Origin of the sequence: Nocardia sp. NPDC051570, from assembly GCF_044454005.1 — a bacterium.
Taxonomy (GTDB): Bacteria; Actinomycetota; Actinomycetes; order Mycobacteriales; family Mycobacteriaceae; genus Nocardia.
The window spans coordinates 26,397-48,283 of the sequence record NZ_JBITDI010000025.1 but is presented as its reverse complement, the minus strand read 5'-3'; the positions used below and the strand labels follow the sequence as shown (position 1 = coordinate 48,283).

At 59.5% G+C, this 21,887-nt stretch carries 8 protein-coding genes; 1 reads left to right on the top strand and 7 read right to left on the bottom strand.

Annotation, left to right across the window (positions count from 1 at the left end; translation table 11 throughout):
* Positions 1–22: 22 nt before the first annotated feature.
* From ACIA76_RS39130 to ACIA76_RS39100, 7 genes are all read right to left on the bottom strand, one after another.
* Positions 23–1,117 carry an Ldh family oxidoreductase gene (locus tag ACIA76_RS39130; RefSeq protein WP_397159835.1) on the bottom strand — a complete coding sequence of 365 codons (1,095 nt, stop codon included), beginning with the start codon at positions 1,115–1,117 and terminating at the stop codon, positions 23–25.
* A complete protein-coding gene (locus ACIA76_RS39125; RefSeq protein ID WP_397159914.1) occupies positions 1,107–1,844 on the bottom strand; it encodes an aspartyl/asparaginyl beta-hydroxylase domain-containing protein in 738 nt (245 codons plus the stop codon). The genes ACIA76_RS39130 and ACIA76_RS39125 overlap by 11 nt, the downstream gene beginning before the upstream one ends.
* Positions 1,844–2,098 carry an MbtH family protein gene (locus ACIA76_RS39120; protein WP_397159833.1) on the bottom strand — a complete coding sequence of 85 codons (255 nt, stop codon included), beginning with the start codon at positions 2,096–2,098 and terminating at the stop codon, positions 1,844–1,846. Before ACIA76_RS39120 ends, ACIA76_RS39125 begins: the two co-directional genes overlap by 1 nt.
* Positions 2,095–2,823: an aspartate/glutamate racemase family protein gene (locus tag ACIA76_RS39115; protein WP_397159831.1), complete on the bottom strand. Its 729-nt coding sequence runs from the start codon at positions 2,821–2,823 to the stop codon at positions 2,095–2,097. The genes ACIA76_RS39120 and ACIA76_RS39115 overlap by 4 nt, the downstream gene beginning before the upstream one ends.
* On the bottom strand, positions 2,820–10,031 hold the full coding sequence (locus tag ACIA76_RS39110) for an amino acid adenylation domain-containing protein (RefSeq protein ID WP_397159829.1): 7,212 nt from the start codon (positions 10,029–10,031) through the stop codon (positions 2,820–2,822). The genes ACIA76_RS39115 and ACIA76_RS39110 overlap by 4 nt, the downstream gene beginning before the upstream one ends.
* Positions 10,028–19,378, bottom strand: coding sequence for an amino acid adenylation domain-containing protein (locus ACIA76_RS39105; protein WP_397159827.1), 9,351 nt, complete (start codon positions 19,376–19,378; stop codon positions 10,028–10,030). Before ACIA76_RS39105 ends, ACIA76_RS39110 begins: the two co-directional genes overlap by 4 nt.
* A 445-nt stretch (positions 19,379–19,823) precedes the next feature.
* Complete coding sequence (locus ACIA76_RS39100; protein ID WP_397159825.1) at positions 19,824–20,840, bottom strand: ParB/RepB/Spo0J family partition protein; 1,017 nt, start codon at positions 20,838–20,840, stop codon at positions 19,824–19,826.
* 535 nt (positions 20,841–21,375) lie between these two features.
* Here ACIA76_RS39100 and ACIA76_RS39095 point away from each other — a divergent pair.
* A complete protein-coding gene (locus tag ACIA76_RS39095) occupies positions 21,376–21,873 on the top strand; it encodes a helix-turn-helix domain-containing protein (RefSeq protein WP_397159823.1) in 498 nt (165 codons plus the stop codon).
* Positions 21,874–21,887 lie beyond the last annotated feature (14 nt).

The window sequence follows — 21,887 nt, the reverse complement described above, 5'->3', positions numbered from 1 at the left end:
CCTCCTATATTGTGGATGCGGGTTATGCGGCATCGAATGGATTTGAAATACCAAAACGATCGGCAAGATCGCTCAACTGAGTGACGGTCGTGCTAGGTAAGGCAAGTCCGCCGCGGTGCGCGGTCCGGTTCCGTTCCTCGAAGGCACCCGGCACGGTAACGGTGGTCCGTGCTTCTCCAGCGCCGCGCATTTCTCGCACGAGGCGAGTCACCGCACTGCGGTACGGGCGGCGACCCCCGAAAGCATTCGGATCGATCACGATGAGACACACGCCGGCGAGCTCAGGGCGGCGGGTAGACCGTGGTGGTCGTTGGGAGCCAGCCAGTGTGGGGTCTGAGTCGTTAATCATCGCCAGTCCGCCGAGCAGGGCGGCGGCGAGGCCTAATCCGAAGCCTTTGTGGGACGCAATAAGCCCGCCAAGGGGGAGAATCGCCCCGCCCCCGAAGTACGCGTCCGGATCTCGGCTGGGCCGCCCCTCCGCATCAACGATGCAGTCAGGTGGCACGGGTTGTCCAGAGGATGCCGCCCATGTGACCTTGCCTTCTGCGATCATCGTGGTCGAGATATCGACTACGACTGGGTGATCGTCACCTGGTATGCCTATGGCCCAGGGGTTGGCTGCGAGAAAGCGTTGCGTTGTCCCAGGCAGCATCATCACCCCGATATCGGGCCCAGCGGCACCTACTGTGAGCAGGCATACCAGCCCCTGCTGCGATATCAGTTCGCAGTAATGACCGAGCCGACCTATATGGCCAGATCGCCGGACCAGCACGGCTGCCGCGCCTTCCCTAGCCGCGATCTCCAGTCCATATTCGCATGCGATCCGAGTGGAGAAGTGGCCGAAGCCGCGGCCACCGTCTAGAAGGAGGGTTGCATTCCGCTGGCTGACAACTTCCGGTCGGCGTTTCGGGGCCAGGTCGCCACGGTCGAGTTCCGCAGAGTGCTGGATCAGTCGAAGAACACCATGCGACCGATGCCCGGAGAGGTCGGCACTCACGAGATGGTTGGCGACTTCATCTGCCACATCGTCATCAGCACCCATACGTAGACATATCGCTTCGACGAATGACTGTAGGAGTGCGGGATCGACGTGCTTGAAGCTGTCCTCAGTCCACATCAGACCTCCACTGTTGCAGCAAGGCTGCAATAGCCCTTCGCTCCACATCCGATAAGTCCGGGTGCCAGGTATCCAACAGCAGGACAGCACGATTGCGGCCCGAATTGTTGCTGACCTCGTGTTCATACGAGTCGTCGAAGACAAGGCACTTACCCTCAGTCCACGTGCGGGTTTCCGTGCCGACTCGCATCCAACAATCGGAAGGGACGACGATGCCGAGGTGGCAGCGAATACGCGAGTTGATGAATCCGCAGTGAGGTTTGACTCGCGTTCCTGGGGCCATCGCGGAGAAGTAGCACATGCCGGCCAACTCTGCTCCGGGTACTGATGCCAAGGTTTTGGACACATTGGGACAGGCGTCTAGATGATCGACGAATCGCTCTCCCATATTAAAAAAGTGGTAGGTGCTCCAGCGGCCTGCTAGGGCCAATTCTTGTGATTCGGGGTGAACATCCAGACCTGTGCCGAAGAACTGCCGTTCGAATTCGACGCGGATCGCTGCATAGTTCTCTTCAAGAACGGCAATCCAGGGGAAATGTTCTGGTTCATGCCATGGAGCACTGGTGAGCCCCGGGATTAGTACTGCTGGCTCTTGCAGGTGACCACCGTGCCGGACCTCGCCTTCGCGTAAGCCCTGAAAGATTCGGTCTAAGGCAGCACTGTCTACCCCCTCACGATCTGCCCACTCCTCTAGTGCGGTGAGGCTATCGGCAAAGTTGGTGTGCATCACCGTGTCTCCGAGCCTATTGGTGTTGGTGCGTTTCGGTCTCGGAGGAGCTCTGAGCGATTCCGAAGCTTTTCGCGAAGGCTTTTCGGCCGCATGTCAGTCCATACGCGTTCAATGTGTGAAAGGCATTCGTCTTTGGAACCTTCGACTTCGACGCTCCGCCAGCCTGCTGGTATGTCGCGGTTGGCGAACCAGATGGAGTACTGCTCCTCATCGTTGACAACGACCACCCAGCGTTCTTCCGTGTTCGTCATGCGTGTTCCTCCACTGTTTGTATATCTGGCTGCGGACCTGGGTCTGAACTAGTCCCGATGCACCGCAATGCGGCGTGCGCCAGTACGTCCGTAATGTCCACGACGGGCTGCTCTTCGGACTCTGGTGCGATAAGCGATAGTTCGGTACAGCCGAGCACTACGCAGTCGATGCCAGGGCGGGACGCTCGGTTAATCCACTGGTCAAGTTCTGGACGAAGTGCCTCGACTGACGCGCCGCGCTTGACCCGTTCGATCAGGTCATTGACCGCCCGTTGGACGGGCGGATCAGGATAGAGTGCCTGAGCTTTCCAGGAAAGATGTGGCTCAAATAGCCGTAGTCGTGCGGTGGCCGCAGTGGCCAAGAAGAGCACCCGGCGGTAGTTGTGACGGTCGCACGTATCTGAGGTCTCGGCAAGAAGGTTGCATATGGGGACGCTGGCTGCGGCGGTAAGAGTGTCGTAGTACGCATGGGTGGTGGCCGAGGGTATGACGATTAGGTCGGCTCCTGCCCGTTCCAGTCTGCGTATGGCGTCTAGCAATATAGGCAATGGACTCGGTCCGCCCCACAACAGATGTCCGATCCTGCTGGGTACTTGTTCGCCGACGAGAATCGCGGCCGGGTAGTCCTCGTCGAAATAGGACCCGCTGACTTGGAGAAGTCGCTGGTAGAAGTGCGCTGCTGCGAGGGGGCCCACCCCACCAACAATGCCTATCCTTCTGGTCATGCGTTACCTCCTGCAAGCACTGTGTTGGCAGCTGCCTTGAGACGGTCGGCGAAGACCCGAACATGCGGGTGGCTGGCAAGGTCGTGATGGTTGCCAGGCAGCTCGATCACGCGTAGCTCACCATGGGTGCGAAAGCGCCAACTTTCAGGATTCACAATGGGATTCGTGAGCGTGGGATGGTGGTTCGTCGCCTTGAACAAATGCAGGTCCGCCTGGATCTTGGGAACATTTCGGTAAGCATCGGCAGCTCGGCCGTTATTCGTGAATACCTCGACCATGCGCTGGATTGTCTGCCTTGTCGCATAGTTAGACAGTCGTTCGTGATCTACCAGGTGCCGGGTCAGCAGCGCCAAAACCGTCGCGTCATCGATTTCATGCAGCTCGTTCTCGGCTACGCCATGGGCGAGGGCAAACCGTGCCAGTTCACTGTTCTCGGTGTACCAATCGTCGATCTCGTCGGCACCGAATGCACGTGCATCGATGATGCCGACGAATGCAACCGTTTCTCCTGACTTCTCAAGCAATGCTGCCATCTCAAGAGCTACGTTCCCACCAAATGACCAGCCACCGAGCAGATATGGGCCATTGGGGGCGACTGCCCGTATCTCTTCTACGTAGCGGTGTGCCATCTCGGTAATGGTCGTCAGCGGACGTTCCGCGTCGCTGTAGCCCGCTGCCTCGATGCCGTAGATAGGCCGCCATTGGCCCAGGTGACGCGCAAGGTCAACGTAGCAGCACACGTCGCCAGATTGTGGATGCACCAAAAACATTGGCTCTGCGTCGCATTGCTCCCCAGCTAGCGGCACGATAAGACGATAGTGGTCCGGCCGGTGATTTTGTTGCGAGAGGGCGGTGGCCAACAGCTCGATTGTCGGATTTCGGAAAATGAGATTCAGTGGAATACGGCAGCCGAGCCGCTCGTGGACTAGCTCAATCACCTCGACCGCATTGAGGGAGTGGCCGCCCAGCTCAAAGAAGTTCTCGCGCGGATCGATAGGCGTGCAATCGAGGACATCTTCCCAAATTCGTAAGAGTTGCAGCTCTGTCCGGTCTCGTGGGGCGAGCACCTCATTTCCTATGTCGGAATTGACCCCCGCATGCTCGATGAGTGCGATGCGATCCAGCTTTCCGTGAACCGTTACAGGTAGTGCAGGAAGTGTGATGTACCGAGCTGGGTGCATCTGTTCAGGAAGCGTCTCTCTGACAGACTTCCGCAACGCAGTCAGGTCTATGCCATCCGTCTCGGGAACCACACAGGCGATCAGCTCGATACCTGTGGAGCAGCGACGCGGCACCACCGCGGCGGCTACAACTCCTGAGCCGTTGAGTAACGCAGCCTCGATCTCGCCCAGCTCGACACGAAGGCCCCGTACCTTAACCTGGTCGTCGGTTCGGCCGTGAAAATGTACTTGTCCCTCGTGGTCGAACCGACCAAGATCGCCTGTCCGGTAGAGCCGACTGCCCGGCGGACCAAAGGGATTGGGCAGAAATCGCTGGGCCGTCAACCCTGGCGCCCCGAGATATCCGAAAGACAGCCCGGATCCTCCGAGATACAACTCTCCCACTGCACCAGTCGGAAGTGGTCGTCCTGTAGGGGACAGCACCAGCACCTGCCGGCCAGGAATCGGGCGGCCGACCGGTATATGCGCGGCTTCCAGATCCTTGTTGGTGACAAGATGAAAGGTTGACGTCATGGTGCCCTCGGTGGGGCCGTACTGATTGACCAGTTGCACGTCGAGACCGAGACACTGAGCGCGCCTGGCTAGATCGGGGGCAAGTTCCTCTCCACTGGTAGCGATCAGCCGGATCTGCAGTGGTGCGACGAGCTGGTCGTCTTTGGCCACCATGGTCAGTGCGTTGAGCAGGGAAGGGACGATGGAGAGTAGAACGGTGATCCTGGCCCTACCTGCCTGCTGGAGGATGGCGCGGGGGTCCCGTGCATGTTCTTCGTTCAGTAGTACGAGTCGGGCTCCGCTGGCCAGGGGGGCGAATATGTCGCGCACTGCAGCGTCGAAGGACGGTGCAGCAAGCTGCAGTACCGTATCTTCGGGACCGAGCCCGTATTGCTCAATGGTGTGCCGCAGATAGCTGACGGCGGCAGCATGCGTGGTTGGCACTGCCTTCGGCTGTCCGGTTGAACCTGAGGTGTAGGTCAGATAGGCGACGTCATCAGGGACTCCGCGCGAAACTTGCGCTGTCTCAGATCGAAAGGAAGGCAGCGCATGCGAGCTTGGGTCGAGGACAGTGATCTCAACGGGTAGGGAGACATCGCTGGGCGCAAGCGCCAGCTGTACATTTGCATCGGTCAGTAGCGTCGCCACCCTATTGGAGGGTTGCCCGAGGGTCATTGGCACAAAGGCGGCTCCGATCTTAGAAACCGCGAGCAAGCTTGCGACGAGGTCGATCGACCGGGGGATCAGGACACCAACCCGGCATCCCGGACCGGCGCCAAACATTCGCAGTGTGTTGGCAAGCTGGTTGGCTTGCTGATCCAACTCGGCGTACGTGATGTCACCGTCGTTCGTTTGTACCGCGATAGCCTCCGGCCGGAGGGCAGCCTGGTCTGTGACGAGCTCGTCCAGTCGGCGCGGCGAACCGTAAGACTCGACTGGCGGGTTCAATCGTGCGCGAGCGTCAGGGTCGAGAAAGTCGAGTTCAGATAGTCGAACATCAGGACTACCCCCGGCCACCGACAGCACCCTCAGAAAGAGATTGACGAGTTCCTGGGCAGTGTTCCGGTCAAAAAGCCTGGTGGCGAACATGAGGCTACCGGTCAACCCGGCCGGGCGATCGCTCATTGCGATACTAAGATCGAATTTCACGACTCTCTGAGGCAGAGGCATCGACTCGATGCCTATTCCCGGCAGTCGCAGTGCCGTAGTTTCGTCTTGGTCCAGCGCAAACGCGATCTGGAAGAGCGGATGGCGACCAAGGTCCCGGCCAGGCCGCAAAAGTTCCACCAGTTGCTCGAACGGGAGGCCTTGATGTGCATTCGCTCCCACGACTTCCTCTCGGACTGACTCGACCAAGTCTGTGAAGTTCCGTCCCTCGGCCACATTGGTACGTAACACGACGGTATTGAGCAGTGGGCCAATCATCTGGGCCAGCTCGGAGTACTGTCGGCCGCGGCCAGCAACTGGTGTACCGATCACTACGTCACGAGTTCCAGCGGCGAGTGCGATTGTGGTGACAAAACCGGCTAGCAGCACCATGAATGGGGTCGCACCAGTCTTCTGCGCCACCATGGTCAACAGCTGTCGCACGTCGGTCGGAACTGTGAACTCGATCTCGTCGCCGGACTCGTCGAAGACTGACGGGCGCGGTCGATCGAGCGGAATCTCAGTGGCGGACGATCCCTCGAGGCGAGTACGCCAGTACACGAGATCTAATTCGTCCGGATCTCCTTGCTGGCGTTCCCAGTAGGCATAATCCGCGTACTGTGCTGGGAGCGAGGGGCGAGCGTCGGCTGTGCCACTAATCAGACCTTGATAGTTCTCGCTGAACTCGGACCAGAAAGTTTGCAGCGACCAGCCATCCACTATGGCGTGGTGCATCACCAGGGCTAGCACATGCTCGTCATCCGCCAGGCGGATCAGCGCGGCTCGCAACAGTGGTCCAGATTCCAATTCGAACGGCTGCTCCACAACCTGTTGTATCAACCGCTGTAAATGCTCATTTACGCTGGAACCTAGACCAGTCAGGTCAATGACTTCTCGCCAGAGGGGCCCCCCTAATCCGATCACCTGGACCGGCGATGCGTCGATGAGTGCGAATCTGGTCCGGAGCACCTCATGCCGGTCAATGACGACGAGCAAAGCTCGATGGAGTTTGTCCGGGTCGAGAGGACCGTACAGCCGCATGACGGAGGGCACGTTGTAATCAGTACGACCAGGTCGTAGCCGGTCGAGGAACCACAGCCGTTGTTGAGCGAAAGACAGCGGTGCGAGTATGCCGGCCGGGCGTAGTGGTATTCGCTGCACTCCGTCCCCCGCAGTTAGGTTCTTGGCCAACGCCCGGATTGTTGGTCGGTCGAAAACCAAGCGCAGTGGCACCTCGGTACGAAGCTGATCCCGCAGCTTCGCCACCAGTTGCGCTGCGCGCAGCGAGTCACCACCTAACTCGAAGAAGTCGTCGTCGATACCAATCTGATCGGTACATAGGAGTTGTTGCCATACCTGGATAATCCGCCATTCCAAGTCGGTGCGCGGTGGGACGTGATCGACATTCGTGCCCGGTGACGGCACCGGCAGAGCTTTCCGATCAACCTTTCCGTTGGGTGTGAGTGGGATCGTCTCAAGTTCCACAACCAACTGCGGGACCATATAGTCAGGCAAGCTGCCTCGCAATTCTTCCCGCACTTTTGCCCAACCCACGGGTCGCCGCCACACGACGTAGGCCACCAGGATCCGTTCTATAGCCTCACCTCGTGTGAGCACGGCAGCCTGTGCGACATCTGGGTGCTCAAGCAGTCGAGCCTCGACCTCCGCCAACTCAATGCGGTGGCCGCGAACTTTGACCTGACCATCGACCCTGCCTCGGAACTCCAGCGTGCCGTCGCTCTGGTAGCGGGCCAGATCGCCCGTGCCATACATCCTGACTCCAGGTGATGCCTTCGCCGCGAATGGATCTGCAACAAACCGTGCCGCGGTCAGCCCAGGATTTCGGTTGTAGCCGCGGGCGACGCCCAGACCGCCGATGTAGAGCTCACCGACGGTTCCCACTGGTACTGGCGCCAATCCGGGACCGAGCACGTACAGCGAGGTGTTGCGCAGGGGGCGGCCTAGAGGTGGGGGAGCGTCAGCCTCTTCAACGAGGTGCGCGGTGGACCAAATAGTGGTTTCGGTCGGACCGTAGAGGTTCCACAGCGTGCTGACCCTCCTCCGGATTTCGCGAGCCAGCACACCGGGCAATGCCTCCCCACCACATAGCGCGCGCAAAGGCGCGCCCTGCCAGCCAGATTCAATGAGAAGTGACCATCCGGTCGGGGTGGCCTGGAGTACGTTGATTCTGCGCTGGTCTATCTCCTTACTGAGCGCGCTCCCGTCTCTTGCTATGCCTTGGGGCAGGACCTGCACTTGCGCTCCGACCGTGAGCGGCACTAGTAGCTCCAGCATTGCGATGTCAAACGACACCGTGGTGAGCGCGCCGACCACGTCCCCCTTCGAAAGTTTGAGCCGGTCGACCATGTCGCGGGCGAAGTTGGCCACGCCGCGGTGCGTAACCATCACCCCCTTGGGTCGGCCAGTGGAGCCTGAGGTGTAAATGACGTACGCAACCTGGTCCAGACCCACCGGACCTTCCCGTAGTGGGCCCTCCTTTTGCTCGAACAGGCTTCGACTAATGCCAGCCGTCGTGATATCAACGGCCTCCACGTTCAGCTGGGACCACGCCAACCGCGCGGTATCGTCGGTCAATACGATCCGCGTGCCGCTGTCAGCGAGTATGTGTTTGATTCGCTGTTGTGAATGCGTGGTATCGATCGGAAGGTAGCTGGCTCCGGCGCGCAGCACAGCGAGCAGCGTGACAACGAGGTCGACTGTGCGCTCAAGACATACACCGACGACATCCTCGGCACCGACGCCCTGTCGTCGCAGCCAGCGGGCTAGTCGTCTACTGCGCGCCGCTAACTCTGCGTAAGTGAGTTGTACGGCGGCACAGCCAACGGCGACCGCGCCGGGTGTGCGACGTGACTGCTCAAGGATCAGCTCGGTTAGTGCCCAAGGACCGGCGCCGACCTGCTCGCCCTGGCCCCACTCATGCAACAAGCTGTGTAGTTCGCCCGGCAGGAGGAGTGACGATTGAGAGAGATCCTGCGCAGGATCGTCGGCCGCTGTTTGGAGGAGATGGACGTATTGGTCGGCGAGCTTTTGTATAGTGGCCGCGTCGAAGATGTCAGTGGCAAAGATGAACGACCCCCTGACAGGTCTTCCCGGTCCCTGGCTGGTGAGAGCGAGGCTCAAGTCGAACTTCGATTTGGTGACTGGCATATCGATAGCGCAAGTAGTTGCGCCAGTTATTTTTATTACCGAATCCGCCTGTTCTTGGTGGGTGAACATTACTTGGAACAATGCATTGCGGCTCAAGTTACGCTCAGGTTGGCAGCGCTGGACGACTTTAGTGAATGGCACGGACTGGTGGGCGTATGCCCCTAGCGCACTTTCTCGAACTCGGTCAAGGATGTCCCGGAAGCTGCACGCGCCAGCGAGATTTGTTCGCAAGACCAGTGTGTTGACGAAGAAACCGGGCATGGATTCCAATTCGGGCAAGTCTCGACCAGAGACAGGTATACCCACCCCGAAGTCACGCTGTCCGCACACGATCGAGAGTAAGGCGTTGAAGCCGGCCATGAAAATCATGAATTGGGTGGCGTTATGTTCAGCCCCGATACGCCGCATGCACTCGGTCACATCCTCGCTGATGGTGAAATTGACCTCGGCGCCTTTCCGAGTACGCAGAACGGGATGCGGACGATCCGCGGGGAGGTTGAGTTGCTCTATCCCGCTGAGTCTTTCGACCCAATAATCTAGATCGGCGTCATCCTCGATTCGCGATCGCTGCCAATGTGCGAAGTCGGCGTACTGGAGCGGCGGTGGCTCGGTTGACGGCTCCCTGCCGACAGCTGCGGCTCTGTAATGCTCTGAAAGTTCGTCGCACAGCAGCTGGGTAGAAAACCCGTCTGTAGCGATGTGGTGCAACGTGATCACTACCAGTCGATGCTGCTCGCTGCATCGCACGACACAGGCTCGGATCGGCAGGTCCTTGCCGAGGTGAAATGGTCTGTCCACGTGAGCCGCAGCAGTCTGGAGGATCTGCCGCCAGATAGTCTGATCGCTAATCGACCCGAGCGAGCGGAGATCCAAGACCTCCGCCGACGCCCGGCTCGCGAGCAGGACCACCGGAAGAGGCACACCGTCTTCGTCATCGAACACGGTGCGCAGCACTTCGTGTCGTCTAACCAGCGCCGTAAACGCTACATCGAAGGCGTACTCGTCGAATGGCCCACTGATGAGCACTGCATAAGGGACGTGATAGTCGGTGGAATCCCCGAGAATCCGGTCGACGAGCCACATCCGCTCCTGCTCATAGGAGGCGATGAGGCTACCTGCGGGGCGTGGACGAATGTGGGCGTCAATCTTTCGAGAGCTGCCCAGCCGTGCCCTGGCAGCCTGCAGGCGTTGGCTCACATGTGCTGTGCGATCTCTGTTCACTGTGCCTCCCTTAATACGATTGAAGGGGCTTCTGCGCGACAGGTTTCAGAGTCCATTAGTGCGCTCTCCACGGCCGCGGCCAGCCCGGCGATCGTCGGATTCTCGAAAAGCAGCAGCAGAGGGAGTTCGACGTCGAGGACTCGAGACAGTCGGGACACGACGCGGGTCGCCAGCAGCGAGTGTCCGCCCTGCGCAAAGAAATTGTCGTGCACGTCGCGGACCTCAAGGAACTCGTCCCATACCTCGGCGACGAGTAACTCGCATTCGGTCCGCGGGGGAGTGAATGTGCTGCTCCTGGCGGAGCCATGACCGTTTCTCCCTGGTTGTGGGAGCCGCTTGCGGTCTACCTTCCCGCTCGCAGTGAGCGGCATCTCATCGAGGAAGACGACAGAACCGGGCACGGCTGCAGAAGGCAGACGCGATCGAGCCCAGGCGAGCAGTTCATCAGCGTCGCGTGATTCAGCAGTCTTCGGAACGACGTAGCCGACCAACCGATGGTCACCGGGGTTTGGCTCCCACTTGGTTACCGTGATGTTCGCCACGCCAGGGTGCTCGCTGAGCACGGACTCGACCTCACCGAGTTCAAGCCGGACACCACGAATCTTGACCTGGTGGTCTCGACGACCACGAAAGATCAACGTACCGTCGCCCGCACGGGTGGCTCGGTCGCCGGTCCGGTAGAGTCGCTGGCCAGCTTGGAATGGATTGGGCACGAATGCCTCTGCCGTCTTGGCCGGGTCGTTCCAGTAGCCTCGCGCCAGGCCCATTCCCCCGATGAACAGCTCACCTTCCACACCAGGCGGTACAGACAGCATCGACTCGTCGAGCACATGCACCTGGCAGTTCGCGATCGGGTGACCGATGGGCACCGTGACGTCGTTCGCCTCCTGGGGCATACACGTGTGGAAACTTGCGTCGATGGACGCTTCAGTGGGGCCCCACTGATTATGCAGTTTGCAACCGACCCTGCCGAATCGTTCATGAAATCGGGCGATAAGTTCCGGCCGTAAAACCTCACCACTGGAGATGACATGTCGCAGCCGGTGCAGTTCCGCCACAGTTTCGTCGGTCAATTCATCCAGGAATAGACCAAGCATGCTTGGGACAAACTGCAGCACCGAGACCTCGTGGTCGATCGTGGCCCGAAGGATGGCTCGGGGGTCGCGATGCATTCCCGGATCGAGAAGGACCACTCGGCCGCCGACGATGAGCGGCCAGAACAGTTCCACGGCCGAGTCGTCGAAGCTGAGTACCGTTTTGTGAAGAACGCCTTCGCCCATAAGCAGGCCGTGCTGCTTATGCATCCACCAGAGTCGATTCACCCAGCCGAGATGGGTATTTGCTACACCCTTGGGTCTGCCGGTGGAGCCGGATGTGTAGTAGATCGAGACCAGATCTTCGGGACGAACCGAGACTCCCGGTGGATCAATCGGCAAGTCGGCCAACGCATTTAAATCGGCGGGCACAACAGATATATCGCCTGCCCATGTGACGTCGTCGGAAACGCATAACACCGCACCCGCCGCGTCCAGGAGTTGCTGGGCGCGCATTGGGGGTAGATCGGGATCGACGGGTATGAAGACACCCCCCGCCTTCAGAACACCGAGCAGGCAGACGACCAGTTCGAGGCTGCGGTCGAGGAGGATTCCGACGGGTTGGCCGACCCGCAATCCACCGGCTCGGAGTAAGTGTGCGAACTGGGTGGACATGCAGTCCAGCTCGGCGTAGTTCAGTCGAAGACTCCCATGCTCCACGGCGACGGCTTCGGGAGTGCGCCGAGCCTGTCGGGACACCAGCTCGTGAAGGCAATAATCGAGTTCGAAATCGACTTTGGTATTGTTCCAAGCACGCAGTGCCTGGCGGTCTTCTTCACTAGTGAGATACTGCACCGTCGACACTGGGCGGTCCACCGCGCGAATCAGCTCTTGTAAGAGTTGAACATAGTGCCGCGCCAGGCGGTCGATGGTAGCGGGATCGAAAAGATCGACTGCGTAATACACGCTCCCGAGGAATGAGTTCCCATTGTCGGCGAGCGAGATCTCAAGGTCGAACTGCGCCGCCATGAAGGGTATTTGATACGGCTGCGCCCGAAGACCTGTCCATTCGCTACTAGCCGTGATGGTGCTTGCACTCTCAGACATCGAGAACATCAGCTGGAATATAGGATTCCGCGCCAGATCACGGTCCGGCTGTAGCTCGCTGACCAGTCGTTCGAAAGGCAATTCGCTGTGCGAATAGGCATCGGCCAGCTCATCCCGCGTGCGGGCGAGCAGCTGGCTGAATGTGAAGAGCGGATTGATCTCGGATCTCAACACGAGAGTGTTGACGAAAAGTCCGACCAATTCCTCTAGCTCGGGTCGTGTGCGTCCCGCCACCGGCGTGCCTACCGCGACATCGCGTTGTCCACTGTACCGAGCCACGAGAACCTGAAATGCGGTAAAGAATGTCATGAACGGAGTGACACTGAACCGTCTACTGAGCAGAATTACCTGCTCTCGGAGGGACGGGGTGATGTGGAAGTCGATTTGGGCTCCATGACCGCTGCGGGATGGGCCCCGGGGCCGGTCTGTAGGCAGCTCCACTGGCTCCAAACCGGTCAAACGGTGCCGCCAGTAGTCGAGATCGGAGGCTAGATCTGGGGTGTCGAGACGCTGCCGTTGCCAGGCGGCATAGTCGGCATAACGCAGCACGAGTGGTTGCAATGGTGCGCCGGGCTCACTGCAGTGCTCGCGGTAGCGGGTGGCTATATCCCGCCATAACAATTGGGTCGACCGGCCGTCGGTCGCGATGTGGTGTATGACCATGAGAAGGACATGCTCTTGCTCGAACAGCCGTGCCAGCGCGAATCGCACAGGTGGTGCCGCAGCCAGGTCGAACGGGCGGGCCGCTAGCTCCCTGATTCGCGCGTCCGCGAGTGCGAAGACGTCTGCCGGCGGGGCCGAATAATAGTCGACGACCTCGAATTGTGGTTCCCATTCGTCCTCGACGATCTGGTAGGGCTCGTCGGCGCGTACTTCGTAGCGGGTGCGCAGAACGTCGTGACGACGTACCACCTCGCGAATGCTGCGTCTGAGCGCCTCCTCGTCCAGATCTCCGATCAGCCGGAGCGCGAACGGAACATTGTAGTCAGAGCGGCCAGGCCAGAGCTGATCGAGGAACCAGAGCCGCTGTTGCGCGAACGACAGTGGAACAGGAATGCCTGGTGACGTTGTGGGATTGATCGCTGACCGTGAACGGTCCCCCCGATCTCCGCTACGAGCATCCACTGCCGCCGCTAGTCCGGCGACGGTGGGCGCGTGGAAGATATCCTTGATCCCTATCTCGATGCCGCGGTCGGACAGGTGGCTGGCTAAACGAGTAGCAAGCATGGAATGCCCGCCGAGATCAAAAAAATTGTCGTCGACACTAATTTTCGGCAACCCGAGTGTCTTTGTGAACGCGTCGGACAGAAGGAATTCCGTAGGCGACTCCGGTTCACGAGAACCCGTCTTCACTGCTGGTTCCGGCAGCGCACGCATGTCTATCTTGCCGTTGGGAGTGAGCGGGATGCGCTCCAGGACAGCGAATGCGGTCGGCACCATGTAGTCAGGAATGTGCTCGCGCAGCCGATTACGCAGAACAGCCGCGTCGACATTCTGTCCCGAAACCGGTACCAGGTAGGCCGCCAGATGCCGCACGTCGCTTCCCTCGCCACGGACAGTCACTAAGGCTTGGGCTACCTCGGGCTGCCGGGCAAGAAGAGACTCGATCTCGCCCACTTCGATTCGGAATCCTCGCAGCTTGACCTGACGATCCTTACGGCCGATGAACTCAAGCGACCTGTCCGGACGCCATCGAACGAGGTCACCTGTCTGGTACATCCGCGCACCGGGCGCTCCGAAGGGGTCGGGCACGAATCGCTGCGCGGTCAAGCCGGGTTGATCGATGTAGCCGCGAGCCAACCCTGCTCCAGCAAGATACAGTTCTCCCTCTATCCCGATGCCGACCGGCAGACCTCTGTCATCAAGTACGTAGGCACGCACCCCGTCCATCGGAGTCCCAAGAGGCACAGCCGAGTCAGCAACTTCCCGCAGGAGATGGCATAAAGCGAATGTCGTGGCCTCGGTGGGCCCGTAGACGTGAACCAGCGCCTCCGGACCGACCAACTTCAGAGCCCGGGCGAACGCTGATGATGAGGCCACTTCGCCCCCGGTCCACAACTGCCTCAGTCCTGCAACAGCCTCGGGGTAATCGCTGACAATGAGGTTGAACAGGGCAGTCGTGAGAAAGGCCGCAGTGACCTTGGCCTCAAGTATCACACGACTGAGCCTGGGAACGTCTACCTCACCCGGTGGGGCGATCACGATAGATCCGCCCCGCAGTAGCGGTATCCACATTTCGAAAGTCGAGGCATCGAAAGCCAGCGATGAATGTAGTAAGACTCGCTCCGTGACCGCCGGGGTCCATCGCCGGTCACCGGCGAGATCGAGGATGTTTCGCTGGGTCACACCGACTCCCTTTGGGATTCCGGTGGAGCCAGACGTATATATGACATACGCGAGTTGGTCCCCGCCCACGAAGCTAGCCGGGGACGGCAGCATGCCCTGCCCTGCAGCCTCGGCTTCCTCGACTGTGACGACGTGCACGTGGTCCGGGACGAACCCGCGGACGAACGCTGCCCGTTCGACAGTGTCGACGACCACCACCTGTGCGTTGCAGTCGGCAACCATGGCAGCCATGCGCGTAGCCGGGGAGCGCGGGTCGAGCGGTACGTAGGTGCCGCCGCTCTGCGCCACGCCGAGAAATGCGACGACCGCCTCGACCCCTCTGTCCAGCACCATGCCAACACAGGTTTCGACGCTGACTCCCGCTCCCGCCAGGTATCGGGCGACCGTGTCTGCCCGTGCGGCCAGATCGCGGTAGGACAGCTCACGTTCGCCACATCGGACGGCGACCTCGTCTGCGCGGCGGGTGGCTTCAGCGTGGAAGACATTCATCAGACCATGGCGCGTGAATCGTGGCTCCAGCTCCCTGCCTGCAGTAGGCAGAGCGGCCAATTCGTCGTCGGCGACGATCGTGAGGGAGTCGAGCGGCTGGTCTGGGTTCGATAGGGCGTGGCGCAGGAGGATTGTGAGGCGCGTTATCAGCCGATGGATGGTATCCGCATCGAAAAGGTCCGTTGCGTACTCGACGCTTCCGATCAGCCCAGCTGGTTTGCCTACATCGGTGCGCTCGGCCTGGAAAGTCAAGGCGAGATCGAATTTAGCGGCTCCGGTGTTGCCAAGAACCCAGCGTGAGGACAAGCCTTCTAGTTCGGTCACAGCTTCTGGGACGTCGAGAAAACTCAGCGCCACCTGAAATATGGGGTGCCGGTTCAGAGTGCGCGGCGGGTTCAGCTTCTCGACCAAGAGATCGAACGGCAAGTCCTGATGCGCGTAGGCGTTCAGGCACTGCAGGCGTACCCGGTAGAGCAACTCGATGAACGTTGGGTTCCCTGATGTGTCTATGCGTAGTGGGATCGTGTTGACGAAGAATCCGACAAGGTCTTCGAGCACCGCCTCGGTTCGGCCGGCTACGGGGCTTCCGATCACGATGTCCTCGCCAGCACCGAGGCGGGTCAACAATCCAGCCACTGCGGTCTGCAGCACCATGAAGGGTGTGCATTCGGTGTGACGGGCAAGCTGGTCCAGCTTGTTGTGCAGCTCAGCGTCGAAGGTGAATTCGATGGAATCACCTCGGTGGCTTGTTACCGCCGGGCGCGGGTGGTCGGTCGAAAGCGGCAGTTGGTCTGGGATCCCCGTCAGCGTTCGCGTCCAATAGATGAGTTGCTCACTGAGCAGGCTAGTCGGATCATCCTCCGCACCGAGCAGGTCCTGCTGCCATAGGGTGTAGTCGCGATACTGTACGGGAAGCGGCGGAAATTCGGGATGCGTCGCCGTCGAACGGGCGGTATAAGCGCGGCCAATATCTCTGGCCAACGGGGTGATTGACCATCCATCTGCGGCAACGTGGTGTAGGACCAAAAGAAGAACTGTCTCGTCGTCGGTACATAGCAGTTCACATCGGATCGGCAGATCATGCTCAAGATCGAAAGAGACGCGCGCCATTTCGGCGAGTCGCTCATCCCGCTCGCCCGCGGAGCAGTAGGTGACGGGAAGGGCGAACTTCCACTCCCCGTCGCCGAGTACGCGTTGACGAGGCGACCTATCGCCGGCTGGGAACACTGTCCTCAGCGGCTCATGCCGTTTGATTACGTCGACAAGCGCCGCCCGCAAGGCCTCCGAGTCGAGATTGGCACGCAGCCGAAAGACCAGCGGAACGTGGTACCCGGGGTTGCCGAGTGCTTCCATTTGGTTGATGAACCATAGCCGCCGCTGCGAATAAGACAACGGCATCGGCTCTGGAGCCTGCCTGGGGATCAGCGACGGCCGACGACGACGAGATCCCTGCAGCATGCCTAGGCGTTGAGTCAGCTCGGCGGCAGAAGGGGCATCTAAAATATCCTTGATCTGAAGACGGACCTGGAACAGAGGCTCGATCTTGGCAATCAATCGAGTAGCCAACAGCGAGTGCCCACCCAGTTCGAAGAACCCGTCGTCAATGCTGATTGCCTCGCGATGCAGCACCTCGGCGAACAGACCGCACAGCAGTTCTTCGACCTCCGTACGCGGACGGCGGCCGCTGCCGGTCGTCTCCGGTGCGGGGAGCGCGCGCAGATCTACCTTGCCGTTGCGAGTAAGTGGCAGCGCGTCGAGTATCACGAATGCCGACGGCACCATGTAATCGGGCACTCGGCTGCGGAGATGGTCTGCGAGTTGCCGGGCCCATCCCGGCTTGTCGATCCAGCGTCGAGGAACGTTTGCGTGGCAGTACAGGTCCGATACGGCTCCAGTAGCAACGTACTGGCCACACGGAAGATCGACATCATCTTGACGGTCGGGGCGCCAAAACACGGCATCCAGCAGTTCAGCGTCTTCTCCGGACCACGTGACTACGACGCGATAGCCGTGGCGAGCCGCAAGCTCGTGAAGGTCCTCCGGATGCGGACAGGACATGGCGGACCCACTCGCGGAGTCGGTGCTGTCGCTCAATGCGGCAACGTAACCGGGCAATCTCGGATTCGGCACTCCAGCGATACGGATCGATCGGATGCCCTGCGTGAGTCGTTCGTTTACAGCGCGGATGTCGGACCAACGCATAACAGGAACTGTGTCGAGATCCTGAACAGGCCGTCCGGGAGTGTGTAACACCACGTCGAATCGATATCTGCTGAGCTCGTTGTCGTAACGTCCTCGCTTCACGCGAATATCCACACCAGATAGCCAGGGTCGCTCTTGAGCGAGGGCTGCGAAAAAGTCGGGCGCAACCAGCAATTCGCGTTCTGATCGGACCCGTCGTTCCACTGCACGGCTGAGTGCGTCATGGTCTGCATACTGGCCGCCGACTATTGCGAGACCAGTATGGAATTGGCGCACGAGGCGAAAGTTGCGCACGTCACCTACGAAGATGGCCCCGCCTGGAGCAAGCAGCTGAGCAGCCTGGTCCAGAACGTCTTCCAGATACTGGATGTCTGGGAAGTATTGAACAACAGAGTTGAGAATGATCGCGTCGAATCGCTTTTTCGGCAGGACATCCAGTGCGTCCGCGGGCGTGACCCGCAAATTCACTCGCTTCGCCAGCTCAGGCCGATCGGCCAGATGTTTGCGAAGTGCACCGATAACCTCTCCGGAGATATCTGTGCCCCAGTACTCAACACAATCCGGCGCCAACTGTGCCATCAGCAGACCCGTTCCGATGCCAATCTCCAGAACCACGCTGGGACGTAGTTCGAGGATTCTCTCGACAATATTTGCACGCCATTGCCGCATTTCCTCAAGCGGAATCAGTTCGTTGTCGTAGCTGCTGAGCCAACCGGTGAAGTCCTCTCCGAACGACGCTTCGTGGGCATGCGTGTACATCGTGTCATAAATCTGCCGCCATTCGGATACTTTGGTAGCCGACTCGGCACCGGTGGATCGAGGAACGACGTAGGCTCGCAGGGTTTTTTCCCCTGGCCGATCTTCTGCGACCGTTACTGTCGCCGCTGCGATATCATCAAATCCTGACAGTTGGCTCTCAATTTCCTCCAGTTCGATGCGGTGCCCGCGGATTTTTACCTGCCGATCCCTGCGGCCGACAAACTCCAGAACACCATCGGGGTGCCGGCGGACCAGATCACCTGTTTTGTACATCCGCGCACCAGCAGGGCCGAACGGGTCAGGTAGAAACCGCTCAGCGGTCAGGCCAGGACGTCCAACGTATCCTCGGGAAACACCGCTGCCTCCAACGAAGAGTTCTCCTTCCGCTACCTGTTCCATATCGTGGTCCAGCACGTAAGTCTGTGTTTCGTTCAGCGACACGCCAATGGGTATAAGATCACCCTGACCACTGGTTAGCGGTTGACAGGTTGCCATGACAGTCGTCTCGGTTGGTCCGTAAGCGTTTACGACTGAGCCATCGCCGCACACCCGCAATGCGCACCGAACAGCAGATAGTGAGGGTGTTTCGCCGCCGGTCCACAGTTGCCTCAACTCTTTGAGGCAGTCCGGGTAATCTTCGACAAGCACCCCGAACAGCGATGCCGTGAAGAAGGCGTTCCTAACTCTCTGCTCGACTATGGTTTCGGCGAGACTGCGAGCGTCGAGGGAACTAGGGGGAGGAAGTACAATACAACCGCCTCGGAGGAGAGGAATCCACAGCTCAATAATCGAGGCATCGAAAGCCAGCGGAGAATGAAGCAAAACGCGGTCTTCGAAGCCGGACCAGCATTTATCCAAAGCCAGGGAAACTACACCGCCATGAGTTACCGAAACGCCCTTTGGCATGCCGGATGAACCCGACGTGTACATGATATACGCAACTTGTTGTGGCGACCCAACGCGCTCAGACTTAAATTCTCGGTTACTGACCTCATCAGGAAAACGCAACAGATTCTCAGCCAGCAGGATCTCTCCAGAGTTTCCGAGTAGTTGACGTCCGAGCTCTGCGTGACCTGGGGTGTCTACTAACACGAACCGGACGCCACATTCACGCAACGCGTACTGTATGCGATCCACTGGCGAACGAGCATCGAGCGGCAGATAGGAACATCCGGCTTTCAGAATACCAACCATACATGCGAGGGTGTCGATGCTACTGTCAACCAGAAGAGCAACTGGCTCCTCGGGCCCTAAGCCGGAATCAAGCAAATTAATGGCGACCACATCGGAAATGTGATGCAGCTCTAAATAGGAGACATCACGTCCGGCGGAGCTGATAGCAACACTGCTGGGCTCTTGAGCAACCCGATAAGTAAACAGGCTTCCTATATTGTAAGCTTCTTTCAGCATTCGCAAGAACCCCCATGCATAGAACCTTTAAAACAGGAACAGTGGAACACTAGCGCGGATGCGTAGCGAATTGGAAGGGTGGCGACCACACTGTCCATACCCAGCATCTATCCAAGGGGCTGTCTATCCCACTACCTCAGCCCCAGCGGACCGCAGCACCAGGCAGACCTGGCAAATCTCTGACACAGTTAGATCTGCTTCCTGCCAGGATGAACGGTCGACTTATCTGATGACCGCGATTCATAGCTCAGCTCAACCTCCACCGGATGCTGCTCAGCATTTCACTTACCCCCCAAGCCGATCATGGCCAGCCCGAAAGAATACCGTCGACGGGCCCGGACGCGAGCCAATTGCGTGTGTATAAGCGCTTCACTAGTCAGCCTGTCCGATCACCCGCAGCACACCACGGAGCTGATCAGATAAACCAACGTTCCATAGACATTCTTCAGCGTTGGTTGAGGAGATGCACCAATCGCAGCCAATCGTTGGAGCGCTCTCGAGCAATTTCAATGATGCCTGGTATGCAGTGACTCGGGATGTTATCAATGATCGAGTTCCAATCAGCATCGTCGCCGAGAGGGGTCTCCAGCCAGCGCAATACTCGGCGCCCAGTCTCACTAAAGCGCAGCGCCGGGTCTCTACGCAGACGACACACGAGCTCTGCAGTGTCGGTTCGGCGTGGCGGAAGCACCCGATCATTCTGCGCGGGCTCACGTACGCGACCGAAGGCACAAGAGGCATCAGCCGTAGATGCATCGGATAGCACCGGCTTTTCCCCTAATCGGAGCCGCTTACGTACATCTTTGGCGGTAGTGAGTGAGATACCCGATGCCAGAGCCACCTTGCGTGCCGATGCGTTGGGGTCGGCAGTGAACAGTTCGGCAGCACGTTGACGACCCTGTGGCCCGTTAGGTCGGTGCAGCACTCCATTGCGTGCTATCCGACCGGTCGACTGTCCAAATTTGCCAGTCGACCGGCTCCGAATAGCCGCGACCGTCCCGCGCGAGATCCCGGCTATCGCGGCGATCGACCGGTCCGACCAGTCCGGATACAACGATAGGATGCGGTGCGCGGCAGCCTTCCGCTCGGCAAGCGACAAGGGCAAGCCATGTGCCGCATTCAGTTTCACCGACAGCACGAACGCCTCCGATCGGCTGCCGTCGAAGAATATTCCTGCAATGGTCGCGTCGCCGCGTAGCTGGGCTGCCCGCACGCGATGGAGACCATCGACAACTTGCATCGTAGCGCGATGAACTACAATCGGCGGAAGTGTAGTCGCCGACTCAGCAAGCATTCGTGTGTGACTGGCGTTTTCTCCTGCCGTTCGCGGCGACGAATCCGAAGGCAGCAGATCGGCAATCGGGAGTTCAACGATATTTGAGCAGAGCGGCTGTTGGCAGATCGAGTCGACAACGGAAAGCGTCTTCTCTGTCGACAAACCGGTATTCACGGCACTGCCCATGGATCCTTCCCCTTTAGGTCCGCTCGGCGAAGTCATCGAAGCATCCTGTGCTCGGGTACCGGACCCGGAACATCCAACGAGAGTTTGAGCTGGGGAAGGCCGAGTTCACATAGTTCGCTCTCGACTGCCCTCGCAGCGCGGTGACATCCGATGGCGCGGAGCGCGGCGATGCGCGCGATCACGGCATCCGATCCGTAAGTGGCAATAATGTCGAGCAAACTGAGCCTGCCGTCTGCTCTTACGAGATCTAGCGGTTCCATTCGCAGTCCCCCTGCAGCTACCAAAACGATCATTATTCGTCTGGCCGCGACCCCCCCTCCGAAGGTCGCGGTCAAACGACGGTAGACATCTCCTGGTGGTTCGCGCAGAGACGCTACACGCACATCACTGTGTTTCAACAGGTTTCACACAATCCAAACATAAGATTGTGCGAGTTCTGTTGTCCTCCAAGGCTCTTCCTGTAGGATGCGGACCAGGCGCTCGGGGAGAGACAGCCGTTCTTCTCAGATGAAGCTCTGTCGGGAGAGGAGCGTTGATGGACATCAGGAAGTGGTTCGGCGATCTCGTTCATGTTCGCCGGAGGGAGTTGGGTATGACACAGCAGGACGTTTCAGCTGCGGGAGGACCGTCTTATGCCACCCTCTACAAGATCGAACGCACCGACGAGCCAGTCGGGCTAGGAACGTTCAAGAAGCTCGACACTGCGCTCGGATGGACACCCGGCGGCGCGGCGCGCGCTTACCAGAAGGGCGTTGCCCCTACTCCTGCGGCCCCTGAGTCAGCGGCGGCGAAGACGACCGAAAACGAGCCCGAGAGCGCGACAACCACTTACGGCGGCAATGAAGTCACCGATGTGGAAATGGAGCTTGCCGCCGCGCTCCGCTCACGGGGCGCGCGAATGATTGCCCTTCGCTCCGATGGCTTGTCCGAACAGAGCCAGCGGGCCATCCTTGAGATGGTCGAGCGTGCCCGCGAGATAGAGAGACTTGACCACGCTGATGACTCCACAACGAATCTCTCCCAGCGAGGCTGATTTCTGCCGCTGTC